General features: G+C 68.4%; 18 protein-coding genes. 5 read left to right on the top strand and 13 right to left on the bottom strand.

What is annotated here, in order from left to right; translation table 11 throughout:
• Positions 1-142 precede the first annotated feature (142 nt).
• The 3 genes from ACIQK6_RS29640 to ACIQK6_RS29630 all read left to right on the top strand — a co-directional run bounded on the left by ACIQK6_RS29640 (position 143) and on the right by ACIQK6_RS29630 (position 3,211).
• Complete coding sequence (locus tag ACIQK6_RS29640; RefSeq protein ID WP_329104329.1) at positions 143-1,726, top strand: ABC transporter substrate-binding protein; 1,584 nt, start codon at positions 143-145, stop codon at positions 1,724-1,726.
• A gap of 124 nt (positions 1,727-1,850) precedes the next feature.
• Positions 1,851-2,519, top strand: coding sequence for a uracil-DNA glycosylase (locus ACIQK6_RS29635; RefSeq protein WP_189973646.1), 669 nt, complete (start codon positions 1,851-1,853; stop codon positions 2,517-2,519).
• A gap of 50 nt (positions 2,520-2,569) precedes the next feature.
• Entirely contained in the window at positions 2,570-3,211 is a 642-nt protein-coding gene (locus ACIQK6_RS29630; protein WP_402695748.1) for a hypothetical protein, read from the top strand.
• A 19-nt stretch (positions 3,212-3,230) separates the two neighbouring features.
• Here the strand turns inward: ACIQK6_RS29630 and ACIQK6_RS29625 are convergent, their stop codons facing one another.
• Both ACIQK6_RS29625 and ACIQK6_RS29620 read right to left on the bottom strand, forming a co-directional pair.
• Positions 3,231-3,770: a hypothetical protein gene (locus ACIQK6_RS29625; protein WP_402695747.1), complete on the bottom strand. Its 540-nt coding sequence runs from the start codon at positions 3,768-3,770 to the stop codon at positions 3,231-3,233.
• Between the two features lie 129 nt (positions 3,771-3,899).
• Entirely contained in the window at positions 3,900-4,424 is a 525-nt protein-coding gene (locus ACIQK6_RS29620; RefSeq protein ID WP_329104334.1) for a DinB family protein, read from the bottom strand.
• Between the two features lie 82 nt (positions 4,425-4,506).
• On the opposite strand from ACIQK6_RS29620, the gene ACIQK6_RS29615 reads away from it, so the two are divergent.
• On the top strand, positions 4,507-5,412 hold the full coding sequence (locus ACIQK6_RS29615; protein ID WP_329108120.1) for a Gfo/Idh/MocA family oxidoreductase: 906 nt from the start codon (positions 4,507-4,509) through the stop codon (positions 5,410-5,412).
• On the opposite strand, the gene lnt is transcribed toward ACIQK6_RS29615, so the two are convergent.
• The 3 genes from lnt to ACIQK6_RS29600 form a co-directional block, all read right to left on the bottom strand.
• Positions 5,336-6,925, bottom strand: a complete 1,590-nt coding sequence (gene lnt, locus ACIQK6_RS29610) for an apolipoprotein N-acyltransferase (protein ID WP_329104336.1) — start codon at positions 6,923-6,925, stop codon at positions 5,336-5,338. The genes ACIQK6_RS29615 and lnt overlap by 77 nt on opposite strands.
• Before the next feature lie 67 nt (positions 6,926-6,992).
• The gene (locus ACIQK6_RS29605) at positions 6,993-7,460 is read right to left on the bottom strand and encodes a nuclear transport factor 2 family protein (protein ID WP_402695746.1); all 468 of its coding nucleotides are present in this window, start codon (positions 7,458-7,460) and stop codon (positions 6,993-6,995) included.
• Positions 7,461-7,529: 69 nt separating this feature from the next.
• A complete protein-coding gene (locus tag ACIQK6_RS29600) occupies positions 7,530-7,706 on the bottom strand; it encodes a hypothetical protein (protein ID WP_181382610.1) in 177 nt (58 codons plus the stop codon).
• Positions 7,707-8,373: 667 nt separating this feature from the next.
• Between ACIQK6_RS29600 and ACIQK6_RS29595 the strand changes: the two genes are divergently transcribed.
• Positions 8,374-8,823: a hypothetical protein gene (locus ACIQK6_RS29595; protein ID WP_329104343.1), complete on the top strand. Its 450-nt coding sequence runs from the start codon at positions 8,374-8,376 to the stop codon at positions 8,821-8,823.
• 97 nt (positions 8,824-8,920) lie between these two features.
• Here the strand turns inward: ACIQK6_RS29595 and ACIQK6_RS29590 are convergent, their stop codons facing one another.
• The 8 genes from ACIQK6_RS29590 to ACIQK6_RS29555 form a co-directional block, all read right to left on the bottom strand.
• Positions 8,921-9,400, bottom strand: a complete 480-nt coding sequence (locus tag ACIQK6_RS29590; RefSeq protein WP_329104345.1) for a hypothetical protein — start codon at positions 9,398-9,400, stop codon at positions 8,921-8,923.
• 103 nt (positions 9,401-9,503) lie between these two features.
• Positions 9,504-13,223, bottom strand: coding sequence for a hypothetical protein (locus ACIQK6_RS29585; RefSeq protein ID WP_402695745.1), 3,720 nt, complete (start codon positions 13,221-13,223; stop codon positions 9,504-9,506).
• A 44-nt stretch (positions 13,224-13,267) separates the two neighbouring features.
• Complete coding sequence (locus tag ACIQK6_RS29580) at positions 13,268-15,559, bottom strand: hypothetical protein (protein WP_402695744.1); 2,292 nt, start codon at positions 15,557-15,559, stop codon at positions 13,268-13,270.
• A 54-nt stretch (positions 15,560-15,613) separates the two neighbouring features.
• Positions 15,614-16,492: a hypothetical protein gene (locus tag ACIQK6_RS29575; protein ID WP_329104351.1), complete on the bottom strand. Its 879-nt coding sequence runs from the start codon at positions 16,490-16,492 to the stop codon at positions 15,614-15,616.
• Positions 16,493-16,882: 390 nt separating this feature from the next.
• A complete protein-coding gene (locus tag ACIQK6_RS29570; RefSeq protein ID WP_329104353.1) occupies positions 16,883-17,512 on the bottom strand; it encodes a DUF3945 domain-containing protein in 630 nt (209 codons plus the stop codon).
• 31 nt (positions 17,513-17,543) lie between these two features.
• Positions 17,544-17,720, bottom strand: a complete 177-nt coding sequence (locus ACIQK6_RS29565; protein ID WP_329104355.1) for a hypothetical protein — start codon at positions 17,718-17,720, stop codon at positions 17,544-17,546.
• Positions 17,721-17,939: 219 nt separating this feature from the next.
• Positions 17,940-19,115: a hypothetical protein gene (locus tag ACIQK6_RS29560; RefSeq protein ID WP_329104358.1), complete on the bottom strand. Its 1,176-nt coding sequence runs from the start codon at positions 19,113-19,115 to the stop codon at positions 17,940-17,942.
• Positions 19,112-19,519 carry a hypothetical protein gene (locus tag ACIQK6_RS29555; protein WP_329104360.1) on the bottom strand — a complete coding sequence of 136 codons (408 nt, stop codon included), beginning with the start codon at positions 19,517-19,519 and terminating at the stop codon, positions 19,112-19,114. The genes ACIQK6_RS29560 and ACIQK6_RS29555 overlap by 4 nt, the downstream gene beginning before the upstream one ends.
• Positions 19,520-19,619: the final 100 nt, after the last annotated feature.

Here is a 19,619-nt window from a genome sequence, read left to right as displayed (position 1 = left end):
GACGTATTTGCCTCCGAAAGAGAGGTAAATGCGTATCGAATATGTACGGAACCGGTCAAGTGCCTCACGAAACCACCCCATTGGATTCGTGGGGCACTGCGGTAGGGTCTGCCGCACCCCTGGCTGATCGAGGAGCGTGCACGTGTTCAACCGGACCAGATGCCTGCAGATCACTGCGGCCCTTGCGTCCATATCCCTGCTCGCCGGTTGCGGCCTGCTGTCGGAGGACGACGGCGACGAGATGAAGAGGATCGTCGTCGGTACCACGAGCACCCCGAGCACCCTCGATCCCGCGGCCGCGTGGGACGGCTCCTGGGAGCTGTACCGGAACGTCTACCAGACCCTGCTGGCGTTCCCGACGGGCTCCAGCAAGCCCCAGCCCGACGCGGCCCAGAGCTGCGAGTTCACGGACGCGGCGAGCCAGGCCTACCGGTGCACCCTGCGCAAGGGCCTGAAGTTCTCCAACGGCGAGCCGCTCGACGCCAATGCGGTCAAGTACTCCCTCGACCGGATCAAGACCATCGGCTCCAACGTCGGCCCCAAGGGTCTCTTCGGCACCCTCGACAAGATCGAGACGCCGGACCCGCTGACGGTCGTCTTCCACCTGAACACCTCGGACGCCACCTTCCCGTACGTCCTCGGTTCGCCCGCCGCCTCGCTCGTCGCGCCCAAGGACTACCCGGCCGACAAGATCCGCGAGGGCGACAAGATCACCGGCTCCGGTCCGTACGTGCTCGACTCGTACAAGGACGGCGCCGAGGCGGTGCTCACCGGCAACACGAGTTACACCGGCTTCGCCAACCGCAAGAACAAGGCGGTGACCATCCGCTACTTCGCGGACTCGCCGAAGATGATCGCGGCGCTGAAGGCGAAGGAGATCGACGCCACCTACCGAGGCCTGTCGGCCCCGGAGATCACCGACCTCCAGACCCCCGCGTCGCACGCCCTGGGCGTCCAGGTCGTCGAGAACGTCGGCGCCGAGATCCGCTACCTGGTCTTCAACCCCAAGGACCCCCAGGTCGCCAAGCTCCCGATCCGCCAGGCCATCGCCCAGATCGTCGACCGCGGTGCGCTCGTCTCCAAGGTCTACCAGGGCACCGCAGAGCCGCTGTACTCGATGGTTCCGAAGGGGGTCGTCGGCCACAAGACGCCCTTCTACGACAAGTACGGCGCCGCGGACGTCGCCAAGGCCAGGAAGATCCTCAGGGACGCCGGGATCGCCACGCCGGTCGATCTGACCTTCTGGTACACCACCGACCGCTACGGTTCCTCGACCGCCGACGAGTTCACCGAGCTCAAGCGGCAGCTGGACGAGAGCCAGCTGTTCCGGATCACCCTGCGCAGCCAGCCCTGGAAGACCTTCCAGACCGGCTACAAGAGCGGTGAGTACCCGATCTTCGGCCGCGGCTGGTTCCCCGACTTCCCGGACCCGGACAACTTCATCGCGCCGTTCGTCGGCAAGGAGAACGCGGTCGGCACCCCGTACGAGCCCGCCGAGATCGTGAACGACCTGCTGCCCAAGTCCCGCCGCGAGGGTGACCGCTCGGCCGGTGTCCAGGAGTTCGAGCAGGCCCAGAAGATCTTCGCCGACGACGTCCGCCTGCTGCCCCTGTGGCAGGGCAAGCTCTACGTCGCGGCGCGCGAGGACATCGCGGGCTCCGAGCGGGCACTGGACCCGCAGACCGTCATGCAGATGTGGGAGTTCTACCGCAAGACCAGCTGGTAGCACCGGCAGCAATGCGTCGGCCGCCCCGGGCGGCCGACGCATTGTCAGTGGGCCCCGGTAGGTTCTGGAGCAGTTGCACGAGCAGTTGCACGAACTTGTACCGGAGGTTGTCGCCGTGACCCAGATGCTGCCCGAGTCCTGGCTCCCCGTCCTCGGCGGGGAGCTGGACCAGCCCTACTTCAAAGAGCTCACCGAGTTCGTCGAGAAGGAACGGGCGAACGGGCCGGTCTACCCGCCCCGCGAGCAGGTGTTCGCGGCCCTGGACGCCACCCCCTTCGACCGGGTGAAGGTCCTCGTCCTCGGCCAGGACCCGTACCACGGCGCCGGCCAGGGCCACGGCCTGTGCTTCTCCGTGCAGCCCGGGGTCAAGACCCCGCCCTCGCTGCGCAACATCTACAAGGAGATGAAGGAGGAGCTCGACCTGCCGATCCCGGACAACGGGTACCTGATGCCGTGGGCCGAGCAGGGCGTCCTGCTGCTCAACGCGGTGCTCACGGTCCGGGAGGCCGAGCCCAATTCGCACAAGGGCAAGGGCTGGGAGAAGTTCACCGACGCCGTGATCCGCGCGGTGTCCGAGCGGCCCGACCCGGCCGTCTTCGTCCTGTGGGGCGCCTACGCCCAGAAGAAGCTCCCGCTGATCGACGAGGAGCGGCACGTGGTCGTCAAGGGTGCCCACCCCTCCCCGCTGTCCGCCAAGAAGTTCTTCGGATCCCGGCCCTTCACGCAGATCAACGAGGCCATTGCCGCCCAGGGGCATGAGCCGATCGACTGGCGGATCCCGAACCTCGGCTGACGTCCCCCCGCGCCTCGGCGCCATTGCCGGTACCTCCGGCTAGCTTCTAGATGATCAGACCGGAGCAGGTCTGGCAGAGCAAGCCGGAGGCCGCCGTGACGGAGCAGCAGGAGGCGTCGCAGGATGCCGTCATGACCAGGATCGGCCAGGCGGTCATCCTGCTGCACGCCGGGGACCGCGAGGAGGCCCGCAACCGGCTCGGGGAGATCTGGTCCGAGATCGGTGAGGAGGGGGACTCCCTCCACCGGTGCACCCTGGCCCACTACATGGCCGACGCACAGGACGATCCGGCCGACGAGCTGGCCTGGGACCTGCGGGCCCTGACCGCCGCAGCCGACCTGCCGGTGGACCTGCCGGATGACCTCCCGGGCGATCAGCCCGGCGACCAGCCCGGGTCCGGGCCGCCCCGGGACGGGCGGCCCGCGCGCTGGGAGCCGCATCCGCAGCTGCGGGTGTTCTACCCGTCCCTGCACCTGAACCTGGCCGCCGACTACGTGAAACTGCAGCGGCCCGAGGCGGCCCGGATCCACCTGGCCCGGGCCCGCGCGGCCACCGGGGCGCTGTCCGACGACGGGTACGGGAACGGCGTACGGGCCGCCATCGCCCGGCTGGAGCGGCGCCTGGCCGCGGAGCCGGAGGCCGGGCCCGGACCTGGATCCGGACCCCGACCGTTCCCCGAGCAGTCCCCGTAGGCCCTGGGTCCGCGGGCGGTCAGTCCCCGTGGACGCCCGAGCAGATGCGGGCCTCCGGGCTGTCGGGATGCCATTGGCCGTGCCTGCGGCCCAGTGCGCACACATCGGCCGGCCGCACCGGCAGCTTCCGGATCAGCTCGCGCTCCGCTTCGGCGTCGGGCCGGGGACGCCGCGGGCGGCCGCCCGGGTGCCCGGAGACGGGTTCGGCGGTCCGCCGGGGCTCCGGGATGTCCGGGACCGGCGGAGCCTCCTCCACGGGCCCGCCGGAGCCGCCCGGTACGGGGCGCTGCGCGGACCGCTGGGCGGCCGCAGGGCCCGCCGGGGCAGCGGGCCGCCCCGGGGCCGTCTCCAAGGCCTCCAGCGCCTCCAGGGCGGGCGCCCGGACGGTCACGGGGGCGGCCCCGGGCCCGCCGCGGGGCTGATGGCGGGGCGGTGCCCCGGCGGCGGGGGCCGCCGCGGGCCGCACGGGTCCGGGGCTCACCTGCACACAGCCGGAGACCGCCGAGACGGCGCAGGCGACTCCGAGCAGCAGCGTTGTCGTGGTTCGGGTGGGATGCACCCGCGCAACTCTGCTGTGCGAGGACCCCGTTGCGAAAACCCGGAGCCGATATTCACCCCGCACGGGTGACGGACGCACCCGCCGGACAGGGCCCCGGGGGCGGTCCGGGACCGCCCCCGGGCGGACCGCCTATTCGCCGGTGGCGCCGTCGATCTGCTCGCGCAGCAGGTCCGCGTGGCCGTTGTGGCGCGCGTACTCCTCGATCATGTGGGTGTAGACCCAGCGCAGGCTGAACACCTCGCCGCGGTGATGGTTCTCGGCCTGCGAGAGCAGGTCCAGCGAACGGCCCGCGGCCGCCTGGCGCGCCAGCTCGACCTCCGTCTGCCAGACCGGCTCGGTCTCGGCCCACGTAGCCGCCTCGGTGAAGTGGAAGTCGCCGTCCCGGTCCTCGTCCGTGATGTAGAGCTCGGGCAGGTCCTCGCCCAGCATGACCTCCCGGAACCAGTACCGCTCCACCTCCGCCATGTGCCGTACGAGGCCCAGGAGGCTCAACTCGGAAGGGGCGAGCGGGGTCCTGCGCAGCTCCTCGTCCTGCAGTCCCTCGCACTTCCACATGAGGGTGGCACGGTGGTAGTCGAGCCAGCCGTCGAGCATCTCCCGTTCGGCGGCGGTGGTGGCGGGTTCTTCGCGGTGTGATCCTGAACTGGTGGTCATGAGGATCATCCTGAGCGAACCGGGCCCCGGCCACCAGGGATTATGCTGCCGAGATCCACACGGACCGAACTTGGAGGCCCCGGTGAAGGTCGGCTGCATCGGACTCGGCGACATCGCGCAGAAGGCGTACTTGCCCGTCCTCACCACCCGCCCGGGCATCGAGCTGCACCTGCAGACGCGCAACCCCGACACCCTGGAGCGGGTCGGCGACACCCACCACGTCCCGGCCGCGCGCCGCCACACCGATCTCGACGGGCTGCTCGCCGAGGGGCTCGACGCGGCCTTCGTGCACGCCGCCACCGTGGCCCACCCGGAGATCGTCACGCGGCTGCTGGAAGCGGGCGTGCCCACGTACGTGGACAAGCCGCTCGCCTACGAACTCGCTCACTCGCGGCAGCTCGTGGAACGGGCCGAGCGGCTCGGGGTCTCCCTCGCCGTCGGCTTCAACCGCCGCTTCGCGCCCGCCTACGCGCAGTGCGCCGACCACGCCCGCGAGCTGATCATCATGCAGAAGAACCGGGTCGGGCTGCCCGAGGACCCGCGCACGCTGGTGCTGGACGACTTCATCCACGTCGTCGACACCCTGCGGTTCCTGCTGCCCGGCGAGGCCGAACACCTCGACGTCCGAGCGGTGGTGCGCGAGGGGCTGATGCACCAGGTGGTGCTCCAGCTGTCCGGCGCCGGCTTCACCGCACTCGGCATCATGAACCGGCTGTCCGGCTCCACCGAGGAGATCCTGGAGGTGTCCGGCCGCGACACCAAGCGGCAGGTCGTCAACCTCGCCGAGGTCATCGACCACAAGGGCCAGCCGACCGTGCGGCGCCGCGGGGACTGGGTCCCCGTCGCCCGCCAGCGCGGCATCGAGCAGGTCGTCGACCACTTCCTGGAAGCGGTCGCGGCGGGTACGACGCTCAGCGCCCGCGACGCCCTGCGAACCCACGAGCTGTGCGAGCGGGTGGTGAGCTCGGCCCTGGAGCAGGCCTCCTGAGCGAACGGCTGCCCGCGACCGCGCAGTACACCGCCAGGGCGGCGAGGGCGGCGGCCACCGGCCAGTCCCCGAAGCGGACGTAGAGGGTCGTGCCGCGGGCGAGCGGGACCTCGTACACGGCCGCCGTGCTCGCGGAGGTGGGCAGGGCGGCGCCGACCCGCGCGCCGGAGGGGCCGTTCACGACGCTGATGCCCGTGAGGGTGGCGTGGACCATCGGGCGGCCGTTCTCGGCCGCCCGCAACGCGGCCAGGGAGGCGTGCTGGGCCGGGGCCCAACTCTCCTGGAAAGAGGAGGTCGCCGACTGGGCGACGAGCAGGGAGGCCCCGTCCAGGGTGAGGCGCCGGCTCATGTCGGGGAAGGCCGACTCGAAGCACACCAGGGGGCCGACCCGGACACCGCCGGGCCCCTCCGGCCGCCCGGGCAGGTCCATGACCACCGGGGCGTCACCGCGCACCCGGTCCTCGTCCGCCGCCTTGCCGACCGACGTGGCCCAGCCGAACAGCCCACGGGCCGGTACGTACTCCCCGAACGGGACGAGCCGCATCTTGTCGTACCGGTCGCCGGTGGGGCCCTGGGGGCCCACGAGGACCGCGCTCTTGTAGATACCGGGGTGGTCCGCCCGCCGCGCGTCCACGTTCACCAGCAGCGGAGCCCCCACCCGTGCCGACAGCGCGGCCAGCCGCCGGGCCAGGTCCGGGCGGGCGGTCAGGTCCGCGCCGACGCTGCTCTCGCCCCACACCACCAGGTCGACCCGCTGCCCCGCCAGCGGCCGCGTCAGCCGCTCACCCACGTCGAACCGCCGCTCCGCACTGTCCGGGCCGTCCGTCACCGGGCCGGGCTGTACGAGGGCCACGCGCAGCCGGCCCGATTCCTCGGGCCGCGCCGCCCACACCCACACCGCTCCCGTCAGCACCGCGCACCCCGTCATCCCCGCCACCGCGGGAATCCGCGCCCCCGGCACCGCGATCAGCAGCACCAGCGCACAGTTCACCGCCACCACCAGCAGGCTGACCAGCCACACCCCGCCCACCGAGGCCAGCCGCAGCGCGGGCGCCACCTGCCACTGGCTCGCGCCCAGCAGCCCCCACGGCCCGCCGAGCCCCTGCCAGGACCGGACCAGCTCCGACAGCAGCCACCCCGCCGGCACGAGGACGAGCGCGCAGCAGGCCCGGCCCGCCGCCGGGGTCCCGCCGAGGAGCTCCCGCACCAGGAGCGCCCAGGGGATCCAGAGAAGCCCGAGCAACGCGGCCACCGGGACCAGGAACACGTGCAGACTGGGCAGCAGCCAGTGGTGGACGGCCAGGATGAACCCCGCGCCGCCGAGCCAGCCCTCCAGCGCCGCCCGCCGCCCGGTGGGGGCCGAGCGCAGCAGAAGCATCCAGGGCACGAGGGCGGCGTAGGCGAACCACCAGAGCGCGGGGGCCGGGAAGGCGAGGGCGGGCAGCGCCCCGGCGGCCACGGCGGCGGGCGCACGCCATCGAGGGGACCACCACCGCGTGCGCATCGTGATCATGGCGTGCCTCCGCTTCCAGTGTGGCAGTGCCCGGTGCCCCGGCCGAGTCGAGCGGTTCCCCCGCGGCTCAGGCGGTCATGTGCCGCCACGTCTCGTGCACGGTGACGCGGGTGAGCCGCCAGCCGTCACGGGTCCGGGCCAGCGCGAAGCCGTAGCGCCCGGCCGCGACGAAGTTGGGCGAGGTGACCGCGGCGTCGGAGTCCGGCCCGGCCAGCCGCATCGGATTGAGGAAGTCCGCCCGGACCTCGGCGCTGTCCCCGGGGGAGCCGCCCAGGTCCTCCAGCCGGATCAGCCGGTTCACGATCAGGTGCTGGCGGACGGGGAAGAGCGTCATCGTCTCCGCCAGCCAGTCCGCGACCTCCGCCACCGGACCCTCGATCCCGCCGGCCGAGCTGTAGTCGACCCTTCCGGAGGCGGTGAACAGGGCCCGGTACGCCTCCCAGTCACCGTCGTCGACGGCCACCGCGTAGCCCGTGACCACTTCGTCGATCGCCAGCCGGTCCATCACCGTCGCGAGATCCACACGCTGAGTCATCGGGTCAGTGTGGGGCTGCGCGGGCGCGAGGCCAAGGGCCGTGCGCCCACCGGACCCTCCCGCGGGTGGTCAGTGACCGGAACGGGATTCCCGCTGCCGGACCACGACGAGGAACGCATCGCTGTCCAGGTCCATGACCACCTCCGCCGGCACGCCCTCGCGCATCCGCTGCGCCGCGTACTCCTCGGCGGGCCAGCTTCCCCGCGGACTTCCGGCGGGAAACCGCTCCAGCACCACTCGACCCATGGCACACCCCCTGCTGTTTGCCTTCCGTTCTCTTCGGGAACAACGACGCGCAGGCCGCCCGGGAACGTTCCCGAGCGGCCTGCGGTTCACGCGAACAGGTGGCCGGCGACCTCGTGGCCCATGCGGGTCTCCACGGCGATGCGACTGTGTCGATCTTCGTCGAGCCGCTCCTTGCCGCCGTGGCGAAGCAGGTACAGCCGCTTCCCGGCGTACGCGGTCGCAGGGACCGCTGGAAGGGGGCGGCGGGAGATGACCAGCGGGGCTGGTCCGGGCGAATCCTCGCGAACTCCTCGGAGGCTGGTCGCCCGCGCGAGACCGGCCGCCAGTGGGAGTAGCCGAAGTTTGTGTCGGCCAGCAGCCCGCCGCCGATCGGCACACCACGAGGAACAGCTGCAGGGAGCGCACGCAGGGCTGCGTGAACTCGGTGACCTGGCAGTCCAAGAGGCAGACGCCCCGCCGGTGCAGCGTCTGCGGTGGCGCATCCAGGGCGGCGAACACACGCTCAATCAGGCCGAGTTCGCGCTAGCGCTGACTGAGCATCGGCTCGACAACCTCCGAGAAGGCACCTGACAGACGATCCCGATCCGCCAAAGTCACCTATCCATAGGTTATTTTGACTGGCCTTCTGTCTCATACCGACTTCCATAACGAACGAAGGGAAAACGCCATGAGGTTCACCAGCACTGCACGTACGACGCGGGCCAAGATGACCGTGTCCATCGCGGCCCTGGCCGCGGGCTCACTCATACTCACCGCCTGCAGCGGAAGCAGCGACAGCGCCAGCAAGCTCGACGGTACCTACTACGTCAAGGACGTCAACGGCACGTCCAAACTCGGCCAGCTGGTCGTCAATGGCAACGGCGTCTCGCATCATGAGTACAACTGCGATGGTGTCTACAAGGAGCCGGACGTGACCAGCACCGGCGAGTTCAACAAGGATCAGTCCCAGATCATCTGGACGGTCGCCGGAGACGACACCCGCAACAGGCGGACCGGCAGCGAGTCCATCTCAACCAGCAACACCTCGATCAGCATCGGCGGTAGCGTGTACGTGCGTGACAACTCCGATGCCGGCAAGGCTCTGCTGGACGGCTTCAAGACCAAGTGCAAGAAGTAGCGTCGACGTCCCGCTCGGCCGGCCAAGCAGCACGGAACCCCGTGGGCATCGCGTCCACGGGGTTCTGTCCTTCCTCGGCCGGTCAAGCCTCTGACGTCTACTCCTGAAGCTGCAGCGCCCGGTATTCCTCGATAGTCTCCGGCGGCTGGCCGTACTTCGGGGCATGCCGCTCGACGAAATCGAGTTCGGCCCATGCCTCTGGCCTCCGAATCCTCGACCGGGCCACCACGACGAACACCACGGCGCTGACGCCGATGTTGGACAGACACCACCCCGTCAGCAGCACCATCAGCACCACAGGGAGATCATTCTCGATCTCCATGGTGCCCAAAACGCCCAAGCCTGCGCCGTTGGCCAGAAGGCCCGACACGTACCCCTCGAACGTGCCGGCCAGACGCGCCAGGATCCTCGGCTCGTCGCGATGCCGCACGGCGCGCACCATCTCGCCGACGAACACGACGGTAGTCACAGCCGCCGCAGTACTCAGTGCCAGCTCACGGATCCCGGTGAGCCACCATCGCGCCGAGCGCCACCAGCCCAGCGGGAACTCGCCGCGAAGCCTCGATCCGAGCCTCATGGCCCCTCCTTCTCCTCATGCTGCTCAAAGGGCGACGCACCCGGTGAGGATGATCGTTCTCACCGGGTGCGTCAGGCCTCCACGCTCGCCCTCGATCGGACGATCAGTCCTCCTTCTTGCGCCGGCCTCGGCGGGGGCCACCGGCCGACGGCTGCTGCGGCTCCGGGGTCCCCACGCTCTGAGGGGTCGGATCGGTATTCCCGCGCGGACGCGGAACCGGAGCCGGCCGCGGCGAAGGAGCCGGTGCAGGAGCCGGTGCGGGAGCCGGCGGCCGCGGAGCATGAGCCGTCGGGGCAGGCGTCTGGCGCGGCGTCGACGGCGACGCCTGGATCGACTCCGGCTGACGCGGTGGCGTCTGAGTCGGAGTCCGCGCACCAGGCGCAGCCGGAGTCTGACCCGCAGCCGTGGCACTGGCCCCTGGCTTCCTTGGAGCCGGAGTCCGCGCACCAGGCGCAGCCGGAGTCTGACCCACAGCCGGAGCACTGGCCCCTGGCTTCCTCGGAGCCGGAGTCCGCGCACCAGGCGCAGCCGGAGTCTGACCCGCAGCCGTGGCACTGGCCCCTGGCTTCCTTGGAGCCGTGGCACTGGCCCCTGGCTGACCCGCAGCCGTGGCACTGGCCCCTGGCTGACCCGCAGCCGGAGCACCGGCCCCTAGCTGCGTTGGAGCCGAGGCGCCGTCGCGGCGGGCGTTGATGACGGACGGCCGCCGGTCACGGTTCGCCTGCGCCTCGGCCTGCTCCTGCCCTGCCGGCGGTTGGACGGGGGGCTGGGCCTGAGCCGGGGCAGGGGTGCCCTGAGCGAAGCGCGTCGGACCCGTGCTCGGCGCACCCGACCGCGTCGGAGCAGGAGCCGGGGCAGGCACAGCCTCGCCGCTGAAGCGCTGCGGTGCAGCCTGCTCGTTGCTGCCCTGTTGGCTCTGCGCACCCTGGGAACCCGTGCTGAACTGCGTCGGTTCCGTCTGACCGGCGACAGCCTTACGGCCTCCGCTGGTCGGGACAGAAGCTGCGCCGCCGGCTCCGCTCTGGCCCTGAGCATCACCACGAGAACTCGACGGCTCCGTCGACGAGGAAAGTACCTCACCGCGGATGACCTTGTGGCCGTCCTGGCCGTTCGTGCTGTACCCGAAGTTCGACAGGCCACCCTGGTTGCTCAGACTCTGCGCCGTCTGCTTGTCCGAGCGCGAGCTGCCCGCTCCGCCACTCGTCAGCTGCAGCGGACCACCCTTGTCGGCGTGTCCGTCGCGACCGGGCGCGCCCAGAGCACCGGCGGGACCGGTGCCGCCCGGCAGAGCCTTGACGCCGTCACTGCCACCGCCGGAGCCACCACCAGGACCACCATCCAGCGCCGGACTGTCCGGGCCATCCGGTCCGTCCTGCCCGCCACCCTCGAGGGTCAGCTGCTGCTTACCGGACGTCAACTCCATGGCGTCACCGTTCGTGCCGCCAGCGTTCGTCGGCGCCGTCTTGCCCGTGGGCTTGCCTGTGGGCTTGCCCGTGTTCGGGGACGCCGGACCGCTGGTCTTGCTGTTGAACCCGTCGGCGAGCTTGTTGCCCATGGCCATACCCGCGCCAGCCCCCGCACCCGAGGCCAGAGCAGGCATCAGCCCACCCTTGTCCGGCTTCGGCGTGTTGTTCGTCTCGAGGAACTTGTCCACGAGCTTGGTGACCACCTCGTCCATCGCCTGCAGCACGGTCTTGCGCACCCGTAGCAGGGCGAAGGTGATGCCCATGATCACCAGCGAGGAGATCAGGGTCAGGACCACCACGATGATCCCGCCGAGCGCAGGGCTGCCCCACAAGCCACCCGGGCTCATGAAGCTCGACACGGGGCCAGCCATGATGTCCGGGACCGAGATCAGGAACTCCGAGACGAACTGGTAGACGAACAGCGTGACGAGGACTTCAAGGATCATCGCCGTGGAGTAGACGATCACTTTGGCGATCGCCTGCATGGCGCCCAGCGTCGCGAACGGTACGGCGGCCACCAGGCTGAAGGTCCGCTTGATCGCCCCGGTCAGCATGCCGATGGCGTACCAGAAGCCGAGCAGGACGATGGAGCCCAGGACCGTGGCCGAGTTGCTCCAGTACATGAACTTCGCCGGCCCCGTGCCCACCTGGCTGACCGCCATGTGGTTCTCGCGGGTGAACCCGCTGGTGGCGTTGTTCGATGAGTACATGGCCAGTGAGCTGGGCTTGAACCCGGTGTTGAGGTAGTTGTACGCCGCCAGGGGAGACAGGTTGCATGAGGAGGGCGTCTTGCCCACCGTAAAGCCACAGCCACCCTTCGTCCCCCTCGTGGTGAAGACCGTCGAATCCTTACCGGGACGAGAGGAGGTCAGGCCCGTGCCGTCGGTCGAGATCACCGGGTGATCGACCGGCTTCGGCCCCTCTTCCTCACCGAACCTCTTCACGTCGCCGTAGCTGTCCTCGTGGACAAACCAGAGCTTCTTGGTATCCGCGCTCTCGTCCAGTTGCGTGATCGAGCTCTTGATCCCCGACTCGAAGTCGGAGGCTGCGATCTCGTTGCTCGCGATGTACTTGCCGATGATCCCGAAGGTCGAGAACACCGCTTTGAAGTCGTCCGAGGCACTTCCGGTGACGGAGACGGTGCCGTCCTTCCAAGCCGACTCGGCGTCCTTGGCCTTCGTCCCGATGTTGATGCCGTTGAACGTCGCCCCGTGGGACTGCTTGTTGATCGCCAGCGCACTCGTGCGCACAGCCATCATCGCGTCCGGGCTGGCCTGGTCATCGTCCCAGGAAACAGTGGCCTGGTCCGGGATCCCCAGGCGGTCGTTCATCATCCACGCCTCGAAGTCGACGTAAGTGCTCAGCACGACGCGCGTCGGGCCGGCGTGTTGACCGAGGACGGAGTCGTCGAACTTTCCGAGCACGCTGGAGTACATCGACCCGACGAGCGGCAGGCCGACGCCGATGAAGACGACGCGCACGATGAGCCTCTTGATCGCCGAGCCCCGGTCCATCTTCTTGAACATGACCAGGCCGATGAGCAGGACGCCGATGAAGATCGGCACGAGCGCCTGCCACGAGATGTCGACGAGCAAGCCGTACCAGCCGCTGATCCAGTGCTGCAGACCCAAGAGCGCGCCGCCTCCGGTATCGCCTCCGGTCATACCATCGGCAAGAGTCGGATTTACCGCCGCGACCGCGCTGTAGAACCACACGAAGGGGTTGATGAGCTTCAGGAACTGGATGATGACGTAGAACAGCGTGCCGACCGCCAGCGCCAGGGCGTAGAGGACCCAGATGATCGACCCCCCGATCACGCTCACGATCTGGCCGCCGATGCCCGAGGACATCGTGTCCAGGCCGAGGTCGTTGTTGGCCGCCCCGAAGTGCGCGTAGTCGAGCATGCCCGAGTACTTGGCGTTGCCCTTGTCGTCTTTCGCGGCCAGGGTCTCGTAGGTGACGGTCTGCGAGGACCCCGACACCTCGGCGAAGAACCAGCCAACGATGTCGCCCAGGCTGAACTCCGGGTCGGCGTAGCCGAGAATGGAACCGCCCGCGGCCGGGCTGGACGTGACCGGCTTCCAGTTCGCGTGCATGCCCTTGTCGTTCTGCGGCGAGTTCTTCTCGCTGAAGTACGAGCTCGCGTTCGAGGCCAGCTGGTAGAGGCTGTAGTTGTCGCGCTCCTTCTTGTCGTCCGCGGACGCCGGCGAAGACGTCGCCATCATGAAGACCGGCACGAGCAGCGCCGCCAGGAGCATGAGGGCGAGCCCGCGCGCGAGCCTGCCCGGGCGGCCTGCCTCCACGCCGTGGCCGGCCCGGGCACGCAGCCTCGCCACCGCCGTGATCGTCCCGTTCATGGTCTCTCCTCTACTCCTCGTCCTCGTATCAGTGCTGACCTCGCTCATGTCTTTTCCAGCTTCTTGGGCCTGGGCCTTGTTGCTGGTCGCTTTGCGTTGTTCTCGGGCTGCTGCAGGCTCTTGCCTTCGTTGCGCCTGATCGCGTCAGCGTGGCCCGCGTCAGCCTCGTTGCCGTCGCCCTCGCTGTGCTTCCGGATGCTGGTGAGGTTCGCGCCCGGTGCCGGCTTGTCGTGCATGATCGAGTCCATCCGCGCCGTCTCTTCGGCCCTGGCCGCCTCCCGTCGGACCTGCCTGCGTTGGGCCTCGCGGTAGGGGTTGATCCCCAGTGCCAGGTCCAGGTGAAAGACCACGTTGGAGACGCCCCGGCGCAGGTACGTGAGGTTCTCGTCCTTGGTCGTGATGAGCCGGGCGAGATCCGGCGGGATCCGCTGGTGCAACTGCTTCTGGTACTCCGCCACTGTTTTGTCGCGCATCGGGCCGAAGAGCGTGTAGTCCGCAGCGTCGAACTTGTTGAAGTCGCTGTCGGCCAGCATCTTGTCGACGTCGTTGTAGCTGTAGACCACCCGGCCGCCGCGCTCGTGCATGTGGTCGAACTGGTCCTTGAGGTACTTCTTCACCCGGTCGTCGATGTGCTCGGTGCCGTGGATGATCACCGTGTCGCCGATTCCCAGCTTGCCGACGGCGAAGCCGACGATGTTCACCAGCTGCGCCATTGCCACGCCCTTGCCGCGGCGCATGAGCCGCGAGAAGTCGTAGACCACGCGCCGCGAATCCCGGACCCCGTCCACGGTCGAGGCCGTGTGGTTGTTGAACAGGTCGCCGTTGGTGCTCAGCATCGCGTTGGCGATGCCTCTGAGCACGTTGTAGGCGCGCAGCTGGTCCGGGTCGGTCTTGCTGGAGTTCAACAGCGCCTTGTGCGCGGTCGCCAGGTAGGAGACGAACATCTGAAGACGCGGCACCTGGGTGTGCGGGATGTTCACCACGCGCAGGCGGTTGCGCTGCTCCTGCGCGTTGTGCCGCCACATGCCCTGCTCGATGTAGAAGTCCGTGGCGGTGTCTTCGAGGGCACTGCGGATGATCGAGCCGACGGCACCATCGGTGGTCTCGTAGAGCTGCTCGAACATCAGCTTGAGCTTCTCCATCTGAGCGGAGAAGACCGTCAGCTCGTCCTCCTCCTCGCCGAACATTTCGAACATGTTCACGTCGCCCTGGTTCAGGTCCACGCGCGAGGTGAGCCGCTCGAACCTCGGGCCGAGCTTGTCGAGGTTCGCCCCCTCAAGGACGAGGTGGACGACCTGGCCGTTGTTCAGCAGCGTCGCTTGCGAGATCTTCGAGCACCACATGTTGGCCACCCGCTGGCGGTCGAGGTACTCGCTGAGGGTGGCGTCGGCGACGATCACGTGGTGGTCGTAGGCGTTCACGTCCATGAGCACGGCGCTGTTGTTGACGTCGCCGACCATGTAGCCGACGTACTCGCCGCCCTTGTCGTTGAGGCCGTTGGTCACGAGCGAGTACGAGCCGGCCAGCTCGGTCGAGGTGAAGTGGAAGCCCTTGCCCTTCTTCTTCTCGTTGTTCTTCCACAGGCCCGAGAGCTCCTGGCGCTGCTCGCCGGCGTAGGGCGCAGCCTTCAGCGTGCCGAAGCGGTCGATGTACAGGCGCGTGACCCGGTCGATCGTGTCGTCCAGGGTCGCCAGATCCGGGGCCTTGAGAAAGAGCCGGTTGTGCACCGAGAGGTAGCTCGCGCCGTCTTGGAGCTCTCCGATCGTGACCCCGAGGTCACCGGAGATCTTCGCGGCCTTGCGCTTGGAGGAGGTCGTACCCGTCTCCTCCTGCTCGTTGGCATCGAGCCGTTCCAGCTTCTCGGACTGTTTCGTATAGGAGTCGATCCACTTGTCGTCCATCCGCTTGACCTGCTCAAGCACGACCGCGGTGACCCGCTCGTCCAGGCCGTCCGGGATCCGATCGATGCCCCAGAAGGCGGCGAAGTTGTCGTGCGCGGCGTCGTCGTGGAAGTACGCCAGGATGCAGGCGACCGAGCCGTCGACCTCGAAGTAGTCGGAGCGGAAGAGGTACTTCTCCTTCGGCTTCAGCGCGAGCAGATGCGGATAGGCGTCGAACGTGCCCTGGAGGTGCTTCACCTCCCGGCGGCGCTGCCACCAGTTCTTCTTCGGCTCTGCGGCTTCGTCGGCGACGCCGTGAGCTGCCGCAGTGTTCTGCACGCCCTCAGCCTGGGCAGCGTCGTCCGCGGGCAGATCGTCGACCAGAAGCTCCGCGCCCTCGTTCGTCTGGTCAGGCTTCTTTCCCGGGATGCCGAGCTGTGCCCGGACTTTCGTCATCAGCGCCATGGTGTCCTTCGTTCGTTCCTCGTCGTGTGAGTCGGCCTGGCGCTGTCAGTTCAGCGACGCCTTGAGGTCGAGCAGTTCGTCGTCGATGCCCTGGTAGAAGACCCGCAGCATCGGCTCGGCCTCCTCGCGGTCGAGCATCGTGGCTTCCTTGATCATGAGGGTGGAGCCGCCGACCTCGGCCTGGAGGACTTGGTGTCCCTTGCGCAGTGAGTCGGTGTTCTTGCCCTTGAGCAGCAGGTACTGGTGGATCGAGGGGAACTTCCCGCCCACGTGCTGCGTGAGGATGTCGTACTGCTCGTTCTGCAGCTCGATCAGATCGGGGTCACGGAGCTGAAGGGCCTGGTTGCGCTGCTCCAGGTTCGCCACCTGGTGGTAGATCCGCTGCGGTTCCTTCGTTGTGATGAAGCTGTGCTCGCAGGTCGTCTCAACCTTGCGCCAGAAGGAGTCGACCCGGTCGAGGATCCCGATCCGGTCCTCGTCGAAGAGCAGATAGCTCGCTGAGCCGACGACCAGGTAGACCCGGCCTTCGCCGCCGTCGGAGAAACGGATCAGCCCGTCCTCGTCGATCCCGTCGATGCCGACGATCGAGTAGAAGTCCGTGGGGTTCGAGCTGCGACGGGTGAGGACGTGGCGGGCTGTGCGGGGCAGATACGCAAGGAAGGCCGGCACCCGCATGATGCGCAGTTCCTTCGTCTTCATCAGCCCGCCGAAGTAGGCGATCGCCGCCAGTCCCCAGAGCACGAAGAACGCGATGGCGACTGGGCCCGAGCTCGCGACGAACGTCGACGTGCTGAACCACAGCAGGGCGAGGGCGCCACCACCGAAGAAGAGCAGCTGCTTGATCGGGGAGGGCTTCGCCGCCCAGCCGCCCTTGCTGAGCGTGATCTCGTGATCTAGAAAGCTCCTGTTCAGCGAACTTGGCACCTTATAGGACAGTTTCGCCATGAATCTCCGATCCCCCCTGCGACCGCAATGGCCATTGCTCGACCTATCGAGAAGTCTTCATACATGAGGCGTGTGGGTGGCATCCTATCTTAGATAAGCCATTCGAAACGAGATTGAAAGGGACTCCGATGGCGGCGTGGGGCGAGTCTGACTGGTGGATCCGAGTCATCGCCGCTCTGGTCGAGGACTTCCTGACGAACCGACATCCCGTCGAGCACTGCCTGCTCCGAGTACCGAGGGGGGTGCGTGCCCGGCGCCGCGCAGCGTCTCCTTGACCCGATCGAGCACCGAGAGCGTTCCTGTCGTGAAACGGCAGCAGCGGGCCCCGAGGTCCGGGACCCGCTGCAACTCGTCACTACCCGGCCGACATCAACCGAACGACGGGACGATCTTCTTCTTGCCGCCCTCCTTCTTCCAGGAGATGCGGGCGTCGAAGGTCTTGCCCTTGGCCGAGACGAAGCCCGTGCCCTGGATGGTCTTACCGGCCGCCAGGTCCTTGCGCTGCGCATCGGTGAAGGTCACCTGGCACCAGGACCGAGGTGGCTCGTCGTCGGAGCCGAAATCAGGGGTGATCTTCCTGGCCTTCGCGTCCCAGGTGACCTTGCAACCGAAGGTCTTGCGAGTCCGCGCGCTGACGAAGTCGTCGATCTCCAGCGCCTGGCCCGCCAGGAGCACCGCGACCTCCGCCGGCGTGAACGTCCGGCCAGACCACTCCGTCGGCTTGTCCGGCACCTCCAGCTGGAACCCGACGAACTTGCGACCCTTGAAGTTGCCGACGCCGAGCGCACCGGTGGCCGGGAAGGGCTTGTTCTCCTTCGGCCTCGCCTCGAACGAGATCGTTTCGCCCGCGAGCAGCTTTGCCACCTCGTCATCGCTGAACTCGTGGCCCGACCAGACCTTCTTGAAGGCGACCTTCTTCGGGCCACCTGGAGCGGCCTGCCACACGCCCTCGGCGCGGGCTGCGCCGACCTGCTCTTTCACGTCCAGCTCGGCGCGCATGTCGGAGTGGACCTTCTCGGTGAGCCCGAGATCACCGATGCGCGTGCCCGGCAGGAGCCTCCAGCTCCATTTCGCCGGCCTGCGCCAGCCTGAGCTTTCGGCCCTCCTCGGTCAGCAGCGGGTACTTCGCCTTGTCGTTGGCGACCTCCGAGTATGTCGAGGTGCGGGTCGCACCTGTACCCATGCCGCGCTTCTCCAGCTGCTTCATGAGCCACTTCATCGTCGGGGGCGCTTGAATGCCCACGCCCCTTCGCGCTGCGTCCGGCATCCGCGGCGCGTCCTCGGGGTGCGAGGCCGGCGCGGCCACACCCGCACACCGCGGAGTGCAGTACGAGCCGAGGTGCACCCGGGTCCTGGACACAGAGACCCGATAACCCCAGGCTTGCAGCGCTGACGGACGAAAGGAGCTTCTCCTTGCTCGTCGCGGTCATCGGATCGGCCGCCCTTCCCGCTCGCGTTCGATCCTCAACTGCTTCCGGGTGGCCTCACGGGCCATGTCCCGGAGATGGATCGCCTCCTTGTGTGTGATCGGCGCGTCACGAAGGTTGTGCGAGCCCCGCAGGAAGTTCTCCGTGCGGTCGGCGATGGAGTACGCGAGCGCCTGCTCGATCACCGCGCTGGTCTGGCGCACCTCGCCCAGCTCGTCGCGCAGCTTGCGCAACAACCCGTCCCGCTCCCGTTCGACAGCCTCGATGCTCATCAACCGTGTCAACACGCCGCCCAGCAGCGGGTCGCGGGAGCGGAACAGCTCCACTGCGCGCTCGGTGGCAGGATCGGCATCAAGACGCAGGTCGAGCTGTGCCAACAGGAACGCCATCACCAGCGTGCCCTGGCTCAGCCGCCGGCTGAACTCCCGAGCAGCGCTGTCGCTCACGCCCAGCTCACGGACTGCGGCTGCTCGCAGCTGCTCCCGCAGCGCGTTCATGACGCTCTCGGGCAGCGCCTTGATGTGCGGCTGGCTCTGCACGCCGACGAGCCGGAAGCCCGACTGGGGGAGCGTGGCGGTCCCGGCTGTACTGCTCGAGCCCCCCTTCGAGGGCGCGCTCCGCACGGCGCGCTGATCACCGGTGAACTGCAGCGATCCGGGCCCCACCTGCTCGGGTTCGTCCGGTGCGGCGACGTCGTCACGAGCAGCGATTTCGGCTGTAGCGGCGCCCTCCACGTCCGGCTGTGCCCCGGGAGCGGAAACGGCATCAGTCGCAGGGCCCGCCGGCACACCGCCCGGGAGCACCCCGTCAGCGGTGTTCTGTCCGCCGCCAGAGCCAGCGCCACCGCGCTGGTTGGATCTGCCGGCCCGCTCGGAGTCGCCAACGTCGGGCTCGCGGTCCGGCTCCAGGTTCGGGCGATCTGTTTCGGCTTCCCCATCGAGATCAGCCTGCGGACCTTCAGCCTCGAGTTGAGAGCCGATGTCGCCGGTCTCATCGAACTGCCCCTCCGGCTCGGGTGTTGCCGTCTCAGGCCCAGGCCGTGCGGCCTGAGCCTGGACGTGCTTCAACTCCTCGCTCCCACCACGCCGGTAGGCGTCGAGGAAGGACGTGTCCACATCCATCACCTCGTCGGTGGGCGTGGCCGCCTCCAGCATCTCTGCGAAGTCCCGGCTCATACGAGCTCACCGTCCTCCTCGTCGAGCAGGTAGTTGTCGCCGCGGGTGAGCCCGATCAGCGAGTCGAAGCCCATGGTGACGACGCGTTCGAGGTTCGCCGAGTTCTTCGCCAGCGCCGCGACCTGATCGACGAGCTCATTGAGCCGCGCGATCTCCAGGGTCGGCAGGTCATAGTCGAGGTTCTCGCGCCGGATCTTCTCGACCACCGCCTCGGCCACGTACTCGCTCACCGAGGAGAACCCGCGCTTGTCGGCCCAGTACTCCGCGCGCTGCTTCTCGTCCGAGCTCAGCCGGACGAACATGCCCTGGCGGCCACCGCTGCTGCTCCGTGTCCCGCCCGGCAGTTTCTCCTTCGCGCCGCGCGCAGGTTGCGTCGTCTTGTCCAACTCGGGTGCGGCAGTCATCTGCGGCTTCTCCATGCCTTGCCTTGCCAATCCGTGAAGTCGCCTTATCGACGCTAGTGGATAAGACAGCTGCCACTCTTTATGTTTCCTATCGGGCATC

The organism is Streptomyces sp. NPDC091682 (assembly GCF_044756625.1).
Taxonomy (GTDB): domain Bacteria; phylum Actinomycetota; class Actinomycetes; order Streptomycetales; family Streptomycetaceae; genus Streptomyces.
The sequence above is the reverse complement of the archived record's forward strand: the minus strand, read 5'-3'. Positions and strand labels throughout refer to the sequence as shown.